Annotated in this window: 8 protein-coding genes; 3 read left to right on the top strand and 5 right to left on the bottom strand. The window is 46.1% G+C overall.

All coding sequences use genetic code 11. The features are described 5' to 3' along the window. Positions 1-33 precede the first annotated feature (33 nt). The 3 genes from A3GG_RS12305 (at position 34) to A3GG_RS0109845 (ending at position 3,315) form a co-directional block, all read left to right on the top strand. Positions 34-285, top strand: a complete 252-nt coding sequence (locus A3GG_RS12305) for a transposase (protein WP_428829146.1) — start codon at positions 34-36, stop codon at positions 283-285. 196 nt (positions 286-481) lie between these two features. Beyond that, positions 482-2,260 carry a 30S ribosomal protein S1 gene (gene rpsA, locus A3GG_RS0109850; RefSeq protein WP_018359129.1) on the top strand — a complete coding sequence of 593 codons (1,779 nt, stop codon included), beginning with the start codon at positions 482-484 and terminating at the stop codon, positions 2,258-2,260. Positions 2,261-2,346: 86 nt separating this feature from the next. Then, positions 2,347-3,315, top strand: coding sequence for a YeiH family protein (locus A3GG_RS0109845; protein ID WP_018359128.1), 969 nt, complete (start codon positions 2,347-2,349; stop codon positions 3,313-3,315). 88 nt (positions 3,316-3,403) lie between these two features. Here A3GG_RS0109845 and murQ read toward each other — a convergent pair whose 3' ends face one another. The 5 genes from murQ to rlmD all read right to left on the bottom strand — a co-directional run bounded on the left by murQ (position 3,404) and on the right by rlmD (position 10,540). Continuing rightward, the gene (murQ, locus tag A3GG_RS0109840; protein WP_026215770.1) at positions 3,404-4,219 is read right to left on the bottom strand and encodes an N-acetylmuramic acid 6-phosphate etherase; all 816 of its coding nucleotides are present in this window, start codon (positions 4,217-4,219) and stop codon (positions 3,404-3,406) included. 802 nt (positions 4,220-5,021) lie between these two features. Then, positions 5,022-6,485, bottom strand: coding sequence for a sodium:solute symporter (locus A3GG_RS0109835; protein ID WP_018359126.1), 1,464 nt, complete (start codon positions 6,483-6,485; stop codon positions 5,022-5,024). A 119-nt stretch (positions 6,486-6,604) separates the two neighbouring features. Beyond that, complete coding sequence (gene ftsH / locus A3GG_RS0109830) at positions 6,605-8,599, bottom strand: ATP-dependent zinc metalloprotease FtsH (RefSeq protein ID WP_026215769.1); 1,995 nt, start codon at positions 8,597-8,599, stop codon at positions 6,605-6,607. Between the two features lie 54 nt (positions 8,600-8,653). Continuing rightward, a complete protein-coding gene (rsfS, locus tag A3GG_RS0109825) occupies positions 8,654-9,022 on the bottom strand; it encodes a ribosome silencing factor (protein WP_018359124.1) in 369 nt (122 codons plus the stop codon). A 93-nt stretch (positions 9,023-9,115) separates the two neighbouring features. Then, positions 9,116-10,540 (bottom strand): 23S rRNA (uracil(1939)-C(5))-methyltransferase RlmD, encoded by a 1,425-nt coding sequence (gene rlmD, locus A3GG_RS0109820; RefSeq protein WP_018359123.1) that lies wholly within the window; start codon positions 10,538-10,540, stop codon positions 9,116-9,118. Positions 10,541-10,825 lie beyond the last annotated feature (285 nt).

Genomic DNA, 10,825 nt, shown 5'->3' with positions numbered 1-10,825 from the left:
AAACAAGAAAAGACAGAGGCAGAACTCAAGGAGATGCACCAACGTAATGAGGTAGAGGGGACTTTCGGAACNGTGAAGATGCGCTACGGAGCTGCTAGGATAAGGACACGACTTCCAGAGACAACGGAGGTAGCAGTCGCTATGTCTTTCTTAGCGAAAAATGTGATAACGTTCCTCAGGGAACTTATCCGCATTATTTTGTCGCTACTATTTCCTTCGCTTTTTTCTCCAAAATTACAAATGGTTCGACAATATCATGCATGCATCTCAACTCTGCAAAAATAACACATCCCCTAATTCAGCAAGCTCTAATGCGTTAGCCTGAGAGATAATGGCGTAATCTGTTGTGGGACTGAAAGTTTTTTGTATCTTTGCGGAAGTCTATATCCGGAGGGCAACCGAGGGTGTATGGCTCGAGAGATGTCTCGACCTATGAGGTTGGGATAGAGATAGTAACATTATTTTATTCACCAGTTTTTAAATGAAGAATTACTACGAAGAAGTGAAGCCTCTTGAGGGTTTCGATTGGGACAGCTTCGAGCGTGCTACGGAGGAGTCTCCCGAGAGCATCAAGAAGATGGAGGAGCAGTACGCTGCTACTATGGGAGAAGTATCTGAGGGCGAGATTGTAAAGGGTACAATCAAGTCTATCAGCAAGCGCGAAGTGATTGTCGACGTAGGTTTTAAGTCCTTTGGCGTTGTATCAGCTAATGAGTTCCGTTACAACCCAGACCTAGCAGTAGGTGATGAGGTAGAGGTATTCGTTGAGGTACAAGAGAATAAGGATGGTCAGCTGATTCTTTCTCACCGCAAGGCATGCGCTGCTCGTGCTTGGGAGCGTGTCAATGAGGCTATGGATAATCAGGAGGTTGTTAAGGGTTACATCAAGAATCGTACCCGTGGTGGTATGATTGTAGAGATCTTCGGTATCGAGGCTTTCTTGCCAGGTTCGCAGATCGATGTTAAGCCTATCCGTGACTTTGATGAGTTCGTAGATAAGACTATGGAATTCCGTATCATCAAGGTTAATGAGGAGTACAAGAATGTAGTGGTATCACACAAGGCACTGATCGAGGAGGAGCTAGAGGCTCAGAGGTCTGAGATTATCTCTAAGCTTGAGAAGGGTCAGGTACTTGAGGGTACTGTCAAGAATATTGTTCCTTATGGTGCATTTATAGATCTTGGTGGTGTAGATGGTCTTATCCACATCACTGACCTATCTTGGGGTCGTATCCGCACTCCAGAGGAGGTGGTAACCCTAGACGAGAAGATCAATGTGGTTATCCTAGACTTCGATGAGGAGCGCAATCGTATCGCACTTGGTCTTAAGCAGCTTACCCCACATCCATGGGATAGCCTTGATGAGAACCTCACTGTAGGTGACAAGGTAGAGGGTACTGTCGTTGTTATCACTGAGTATGGTGCATTTGTAGAGGTGCTTCCAGGTGTTGAGGGTCTTATCCACGTAAGTGAGATGTCTTGGACTCAGCACGTACGTAGCCCACACGATATCCTAAAGGTAGGTGAAAAGGTAGAGGCTCAGATCCTTACTCTAGACCGTGAGGAGCGTAAGATGAGCCTAGGTATCAAGCAGCTTACTCCAGATCCATGGGAGGCTATTGAGAACCAGTATCCAGTAGGTTCACGCCACACAGCAAGGGTTCGTAACTTCACCAACTTCGGTATCTTCGTAGAGTTTGAGGATGGTATTGATGGTCTAATCCATATCAGCGACCTTTCTTGGACTAAGAGAATCAAGCATCCAAGTGAGTTTACTAAGATTGGCGATCCAATCGAGGTAATGGTACTTGAGATTGATAAGGAGAATCGCCGTCTAAGCCTTGGTCACAAGCAGACTGAGACTGACCCATGGGAGAACCTAGGTAGTGTATTCTCTGTAGGTACTATCCACGAGGGTAAGATAGTAGAGCTTCTTGATCGTGGTGCAGTAGTAGAGCTTCCTCATGGTATTGAGGGTTTCGCTACTCCTAAGCACCTTACTAAGGAGGATGGCACTCAGGCTCAGCAGGGCGAGACTCTAGAGTTCAAGGTGATTGAGTTTAATAGCGAGTCAAAGCGCATTATCCTAAGCCACAGCCGTATCCGTGAGGATAAGGAGAAGGGTGCTCGCCAAGAGGAGCGTGCTGCAAAGCAGGCTACTCGTGAGGCTATCCGTCAGGATGCTACTCAGGCTGAGAAGTCTACTCTTGGTGATATCGATGCACTCGCAGAACTACGTGAGAAGCTAGAGGGTAAGTAATTGTATTACTTGTCTCTTTAGAGTATAGACATTTGAGGGGTGGCTGTCAAGTTCATGACGAGTCACCCCTCTTAATTTTGTAAGTTATGGAAAGATATAAGCATATAATCTATTATACTTTGATTGCTATAGTCGTACTTGGACTAGCATGTACATATATACCTGGGTTGGAGAGACTCGGTAGTTGGATTACCCCTCCCGTAGCGCTTCTTATGGGTTTGGTCTTTGCATTGACCTTCGGTAATGTGAATCCGAAGCTCAATAAGTCTATGAGTAAGTATCTACTTCAGTACTCAGTAGTGGGTCTTGGTTTTGGAATGAATCTATATGCTTCGCTGGAGTCGGGAAAAGATGGTATGCTCTTTACCATTGCTTCTGTGATTGGGACAATGGTACTAGGATGGCTATTGGCAAAGTATGTATTTAAGGTGGACTATAAGACTGGTTACTTGATTAGTTCGGGTACTGCTATCTGTGGCGGTAGCGCTATTGCTGCAGTGGGACCAGTGGTAGATGCTAAGAGTGGTCAGATGTCTGTGGCTCTTGGTGTGATTTTTATCCTTAATGCAGTGGCACTCTTTATCTTCCCGCCTATAGGTAGAGCGATAGGTATGAGCCAAGCCGACTTCGGTCTTTGGGCTGCAATTGCAATTCATGATACCAGTTCGGTAGTGGGTACAGGCGAAGCTTACGGTGACGAGGCACTTAGGATTGCGACTACCGTGAAACTAACGAGAGCACTTTGGATTATGCCACTAGCCTTGGTAACGGCTTGGATATTCAAGAAGAAAGACCAGAGGATTTCTGTGCCAAAGTTTATCTTCTTCTTTATACTAGCTATGCTGATTAATACTTTCCTTCTTCAGGACTACCCTCAGTTTGGTAAGGTAGTAAGCAGCATCTCTAAGCACGGTCTGAATATAGCACTATTCTTTATTGGAGCTGGATTATCTTTGGATGTGCTGAAGTCTGTAGGTGTGAAGGCGATGTTGCTAGGTGTAGCACTGTGGTTGATAATCTCTCTAAGTACACTTGCTTATATCTTCTTCTTGTAATAGAGGACACATATTTTATATATAGTAAGGGGTGAATAGGTTAGCGTAACCTATCCACCCCTTATCATTATCTTACAGGGAATGTCATTTATATCTGATACTTGTCTAATACAGCTCTAACAGAGCCTGCCTGTATGAGTTGCTCACGGGCTTCCGTGTAGGTAAGACCTAGAGCTTCTACTAGCATGCGTGTGCCTCGATCGATGAGTTTTTGATTGCTAAGCTGCATATTCACCATCCTATTGCCCTCTACTCGTCCCATCTTGATCATTAGAGAGGTGGATATCATATTGAGTACCATCTTCTGTGCTGTCCCCGATTTCATGCGAGAGCTACCTGTAACATATTCCGGGCCGACTATGGTTACTATTGCATATTCTGCTGCTTCGGTAATAGGACTTCCAGGATTGGAGGTGATACAAGCCGTTAGAATACCTCGCTTACGAGCTTCCTGTAGCCCTGCGATAACGTATGGAGTGGTTCCGCTCGCAGCTATGCCTATAAGGGTGTCATTCGAAGCTATATTATGTTGCTGTAGGTCTTCCCAAGCTTGATTCTTGCTATCCTCGGCATTCTCAACCGGATGTCGAAGTGCGTGATCCCCTCCAGCTATGAGCCCTACGAAAAGAGTCGGTGGCATACCGAAGGTGGGAGGAATCTCTGAAGCATCTAGTACGCCAAGACGTCCGCTAGTGCCAGCACCTATATAGAAGATACGCCCACCTCTCTCTATACGGGGAAGGGCTTGCTCTACGAATCTCTGGAGGACTGGAATCGTCTGCGCTACGGCATCGGCTATCTTATGGTCTTCTTGATTGATCTCGCGGAGAATCTCTCCAACTTCTTTGTGTTCAAGATTATTATATAGAGAGGAGCTCTCTGTTATTTTGATAAAGTCGTTCATTGGGTAATGGTATTGATAGAGTCCGTCTATGGGTTCTTTGGCGGTGGTGCCAATGGTGATGTGCTCTTTTGCACATGCTGAGCGCAATGGCGCTTGAAAGTGGTAGGCGACTGAACCTACAAAGTGCACTAAAGTAGACGAAGCAATAGGGTATTGTCGTACATTCCGAATAATAAAGCATCGGAAGGCATCTTCAACCAGATGATAAACCTCTGGTAGATTGAGGTGCTGTGCTATATAAGGGGCGAAGGAGGCAAGGTAGGTATTGGGATGTGGTTGACGGTAGACACGGTCGATAATCTCGGCAGGATTGGTGTTGTGGTGCTCGAGAAAGTGTTCCTTAAGCCCAAGAGGCATTTGGTTTTTCAATACTGCGCCAACGAAGAGCTTACCTAATACGGTTCCGCTGCCTTCGTCCCCTAGGATATATCCGAGAGGCGATACATTCTGTACCATATTCTCGCCATCGTAGCTACAGGAGTTGGAACCTGTGCCGAGTATACATGCTACGCCTGGCTGGTGTTGACATAGTGCCCTTGCAGCCCCGAGCATATCCGATTGTACAGAGATAACTGGTGCTATAAACACTTGGTGAAGAGCTGAGGAGACTATGGGAGACTTTTCTGGGGTGCATCCTGCCCCATAGAAGTGGATTTCATCGAATGTGTTGGAAGGGAGGAGAGGGCATAGCTCTTTCTCGAGTAGTTCGACGATCTCTGTAGTTGTGGTGAAGTATGGGTTGATACCTTTGGTACGTAGTTCCAATGCGCCTAGTCTCCAAGTAGTCTTGGTCGAGCCACTATCAGCGAGTAGTATCTGTTTCATATGACTTGCTAATCATTGCTAGCCCCACTATGGTGAAGAGGGCGTTGATAATTAATATCTCGTAGCTGAATCGGTAGCCGCCAAACCATGCTTCGGAGTTGTGATCGAGGATGAAGCAGAGGATAGGGGAGAGAATCGCTACGACTGGTACCCATCGGTCTCGAATTGGACGATGGCTTATCATGCCAAAAGCAAACATCCCCAGTATCGGGCCATAAGTATAGCTCGAAAGGATATAAACAGCATCGATAACGGAGGTACTATTGGCGATATTGAAGCCATAGATACATAGTGCCATGATGACTGCCATAAGAATATGGACACGCTTACGGAGCCTCGTGAGGTTACTTTCGCTTTTGGATCTACCCTCAAGAATATCGATAGTAAATGAGGTGGTAAGTGCAGTGAGCGCTGAACCCGCAGCGGAGTAGGATGTGGCAATCAGTCCAATAATAAAGACGATACCCAGGGCTACTGGAAAGAAGTTGCCAGTAGCTATGAATGGGAAGACTTCATCTCCTTTCGCAGGAAGGACGATATTGAATTGAGCAGCATAGGTGTATAAGAGTAGCCCAAGGAGCAGGAAGAGGGTGATGACCACCAACTGCATTGCGATACTTAGCATTGCATTCTTCTGGCTCTCCTTGTAGCTCTTGCAACTGAGATTGCGTTGCATCATGTCTTGGTCTAGTCCGTTGGTCGCAATCATAGTGAAGGCTCCAGCTAGGAATTGTTTCCAAAAGAAGCGCTTATCATTAATATCATCTAAGAAGAATACTCGGCTCATATCGCTCTCTTTGACAAGAGTGGTGAAGCTCCCGAATTCGAGTTGGAGTGCCTCGGAGATAAAGTAGATGCTGAGGACTACGGAGAGAATAAGGCAAACAGACTTGAGTACGTCTGTGCTTATGACACTCTTGACACCACCGAAGAAAGTATAGATGTAGACAAGGAAGACCGTAAGAAGGGCATTGATGAAGAAGGGGATTCCGAGTGGGTCAAATACTAATAGTTGCATTGTAAGTACAACCAGAAAGATACGAACTGAGGCGCCGAGCATTTTGGCGATAAAGAAAAACCATGCACCTGTCTTGTACGCACTTATGCCAAATCGCTTGTCGAGATACTCGTAGATGGAGAAGAGGTTGAGCCGGTAGAAAAGTGGTAATAGGACGAAAGCGATGACGGCTTGTCCGACTACGAAGCCTAAAACCATCTGTAGGTAGGAGAAGCCTGCCCCAGAGACCATTCCAGGGACAGATACAAAGGTGACCCCACTGATGGTGGAACCAATTGTGGCAATGGCTACAATGAGCCAGTGGTTTTGTCTATTCCCTACAAAGAAGCCTGCATTGTTGGCTTTGCGCCCCGAAAAGTAGGAGACCCCAAAGAGCAGGACAAAGTAGCCAATAAGTAGTCCGAGTATTAGGTATGGCGACATAGTGATTGTTACTAATTATGATTACTCCCTCCAAAGATACATAATATAGCCATGACATAAAAGAGGCATCGGGAATAGAACACTTCTATACCCGATGCCTCATATCAATTTGGGAGGGCTTATTCCTCTGTGCTCTCAGATTCGATCTTCTCTGCGTTGTCAGCTCTTTCGCTCTCTAGTAGCTGATCTGCACGAGACTTCCAAGGTCGTTTGCCGAGTATCTTCTCGACATCCTCTGTAAATATTACCTCTCTAGAGTAAAGGAGATCTGCAATAGCCTTATGCCCTTCCTTATGCTCAGTAAGCAGTTGTTTAGCTCGTTCATACTGAGTATTGATAATGGAAAGGACTTCCTCATCGATGAGTTTAGAGGTTGCCTCACTGTATGGCTTAGTGAAACCATATTCGTTCTGGTTGTCCTCATAGTTGATGTTCGGGAGCTTCTCACTCATACCAAAGTAGGTCACCATAGCCTGTGCCATACGTGTCACCTTCATGAGGTCGTTGGCTGCACCAGTAGATATCTTACCGAAGGTGATATACTCAGCTGCACGCCCTCCAAGAGTAGCACACATCTCGTCTAGCAATTGCTCTGTAGTCGTAATCTGTCGTTCTTCAGGTAGGTACCAAGCGGCACCAAGTGCGCGTCCACGGGGTACAATGGTTACCTTGATAAGCGGATTGGCATGCTCCAATAGCCAGCTTACTGTAGCGTGCCCAGCTTCGTGGATAGCGATAGCCTTCTTCTCCTCCTCAGTAGTAATCTTAGTCTTCTTTTCCAGACCACCTACAATCCTATCAATAGCGCTCATGAAGTCGCTACTTTGGATAACCTTCTTATTGGAGCGTGCTGCATGTAGAGCGGCTTCGTTACATACGTTGGCGATATCCGCACCAGAGAAACCAGGGGTCTGGCGAGCGAGTAAATCGATATCTACCGATTCGTCCATCTTTAGAGCCCTCATGTGTACCTGGAATATCTCTTTACGCTCATGTACATCGGGTAGCTCAACACTGATCTGGCGGTCAAATCGTCCCGCACGGAGCAAGGCCTTGTCTAGGATATCTACTCGGTTGGTAGCGGCAAGTATGATGACACCGCTATTGGTTCCGAAGCCATCCATCTCTGTGAGTAGTTGGTTGAGGGTATTCTCGCGCTCGTCATTACCACTAAACCCGGCATTCTTGCTTCGCGCTCTACCTATAGCATCTATCTCATCGATAAAGATGATGCAAGGCGACTTCTCCTTGGCTTTCTTAAATAGATCGCGTACTCGTGATGCACCAACCCCCACAAACATCTCTACGAAGTCGGAACCAGAGAGAGAGAAGAAAGGTACACCAGCCTCTCCTGCTACTGCCTTCGCTAGTAACGTCTTACCTGTACCAGGAGGCCCTACTAGAAGTGCGCCCTTGGGTATCTTGCCACCTAACTCGGTATATTTCTGAGGCTCCTTGAGGAAGTGTACTATCTCTTCTACCTCCTGCTTTGCCCCACTCAAGCCAGCGACATCTTTAAAGGTTACATTGACCTTATTCTCTGTGTCGAAGAGTTGTGCCTTAGACTTACCTACATTGAATATACCACCTCCTCCGCCAGAGTTGCCGCCACCACTCATCATGCGACGACTCATCCACACCCAGAAAAGGATGAGTAGGACAAAGGGTAGGAAGTTGAGTAGTACAGTTAGTAATCCATTGGAGCTATTGACATAAGAGACCTTGGCATCAATAGGCTTATCGCTAGCCATAATGCTTTGATAGAGGTCGTTGAATGCGTTAGCACCAGGAATCTGAGACTCTATCTCAACCCTTTGCAGTAGAGCTGTGCGTGCTCCTTCGCTCCTGCTGGATGATATGCCATAGCTCTCGGCTTCCTTTTCAGCCTTCTTCTTTACTACTGCCACGACATTGCCTTGAGCACTGTAAACGGTGACCTCCTCGAAAAGATCTTTCTGGAGCATCGATTGGAAGCGACTCCACTCTACTTTCTCTCCCGAATCACTTCTGGAGAATAGAAATATTCCAATAATAGAAAGGAACATGAGGGCATATAGCCATGCCAGTCCTCCTCTCTTGCGTTTGGGGAAACGTGGAGGGGTATTATTGGGCATTTGCTTCTTTGAGTTATTATTGCTCATGTATTAGCTACCTTATTACCAAGTCTATCAATCTTCATCGGGGAGGGATGTTTGCTTGGCATCGGCCCACATCTGCTCCAGTCCGTAATATTTACGTTGCTCTGGCACAAATAGATGTACCATTACATCCACATAGTCCATAGCAATCCACTCGCCGCCACCTATATGGGTATGTATGGGTTTGTCCCCTAGTTTTTTCTGTACGGTATCCCATACAGAGTCCTCTAGCGCATTGACCTGAGTAGGAGTATTGCCTTCTGCCACTACCATGTAGTCGCAGAAAGCATCATCTATTCCACCCATGTCTAGTATGGTAATATGCTTACCTTTTTTCTCCCTTATTCCCTCCACGATTGTCTCTACGAGAGCAGTCGTTGTGCTATTCTTTGTCTTCAAGAATTCTATCTATTTAATGTTATACTTTCTAAGTCGTAGTGCTTAGGGACTATACGTCCACTAAGTTTATTGGGCAATAACTGTGCCACAGCTTCACTTGCGCTCTAGGAGAAGGATATTCTCTACATGGCTTGTATGTGGAAACATATCCACTGGCTGTGTCACTATTACATTATAATCCTCTGCCATCATCTCTACATCTCGAGCCTGAGTAGCAGGGTTGCAGCTTACGTATACGATACGTTTCGGAGCGGTCCGCAGAATCGTAGCCACCACATCAGCGTGCATACCAGCCCTTGGTGGGTCGGTAATGAGTAAGTCTGGATGACCGTGCTCTGCTATGAAGTCATCGGTAAGGATATCTTTCATATCCCCAGCGAAGAACTCCATATTATCTAAACCATTTACAGCCATATTGGTTCGAGCATCCTCTATAGCTTCTGGTACATACTCTATACCGATGACCTTTTTTGCGTTACGACTGACAAAAGAGGCAATGGTACCTGTGCCAGTGTATAGGTCATAGACGAGTTCATCTCCCTTAAGCTGTGCTAGCTCCCTCACTTGCTCATAGAGGTGAAGAGCCTGTCGACTATTAGTTTGGTAAAAACTCTTTGGCCCAATTTTGTACTTAAGCCCCTCCATTTCCTCCCAAATATGGTCTTCCCCAGCGAATGGGAGTACCTCAAGGTCGCCAAACGAATCATTGAGCTTAGTATTAATAACATACATCAGGGAGGTGATTTCAGGAAACTGCTCCCTAATAGCAGAGAGTAGAGCTATGCGCTTAGTTTCTGCTTCATTTGCGAATACAACCACCACCATCAGCTCTCCTAAAGAACTCGTCCTAATCATCAGCGTGCGCATAAAGCCCTCGTGGTTGCGGAGGTTGTAAAACTCATACCCCTTGTGACTCTGGCAATAGTCCTTGATAAATAGACGGATGCGATTACTGATCTCCCCTTGTAGGTGACACGCCTTGATGTCCAGTACTTTGTCGAACATGCCTGGGATATGGAACCCTAGTCCATCCATAGAGTGCACGTTGGCTTCATCGTTATTCATATCCAACTCCTCACTAGTCAGCCATCTGCGGTTAGAGAAGGTGTACTCAAGCTTATTGCGATAGTTATATATTTGCTCTGCCCCGAGTATCGGTCTTTTATCCTCTATCGCAAGGTGTCCGATACGCTCCAGCTGATCATAGACTTGTTGCTGTTTCCCCTCCAGCTGCATAGAGTAGGGGAGGTGTTGCCACTTACAGCCTCCACAAATGGTAAAGTGTTCGCACCTAGGCTCCACTCTCTCGGGCGATGGTTCTACAATATCCGCTATCACCCCTTCTGCATACGCTTTACGGCTTCTGCCCAAGCGGATGTTTAGTATATCACCCGGAGCAGAGTAGGGGACAAATACCGCACGCTCATCAGGTAGGTGTCCGATACACTTACCTTCGCCTGCCATCTTCTCTATCTTTACTCCCTCTACTATTACGGGCGCTTTCTTTTTTCTTGCCATATATTCCTTATATTACGTAGACGCAAATTTACACTTTTCCCACCGCACTACCTAATACACATTCATTTAAGTCCTATAATTCCCCAAGTAGGAGTTTTAACCCAAGTTTGACCCCTAGAGTATATTTTGGGGTGGTTTTTGGGCATTTTGAGGAGTGAAATGCTGATTTCATCGGGGTAGTTGTTTTTTAAATCGAAATGTAGTACACAGCGGTGGATTTTTTTATCCTTACCTTTGTGGCACTATGCATTTTATTTCGCAGACAAGATATAATCCGGATTCTGG

It is taken from the genome of Porphyromonas levii DSM 23370 (genome assembly GCF_000379925.1).
Taxonomy (GTDB): Bacteria; Bacteroidota; Bacteroidia; order Bacteroidales; family Porphyromonadaceae; genus Porphyromonas_A; species Porphyromonas_A levii.
This window is presented reverse-complemented; position numbering and strand designations above follow the sequence as displayed.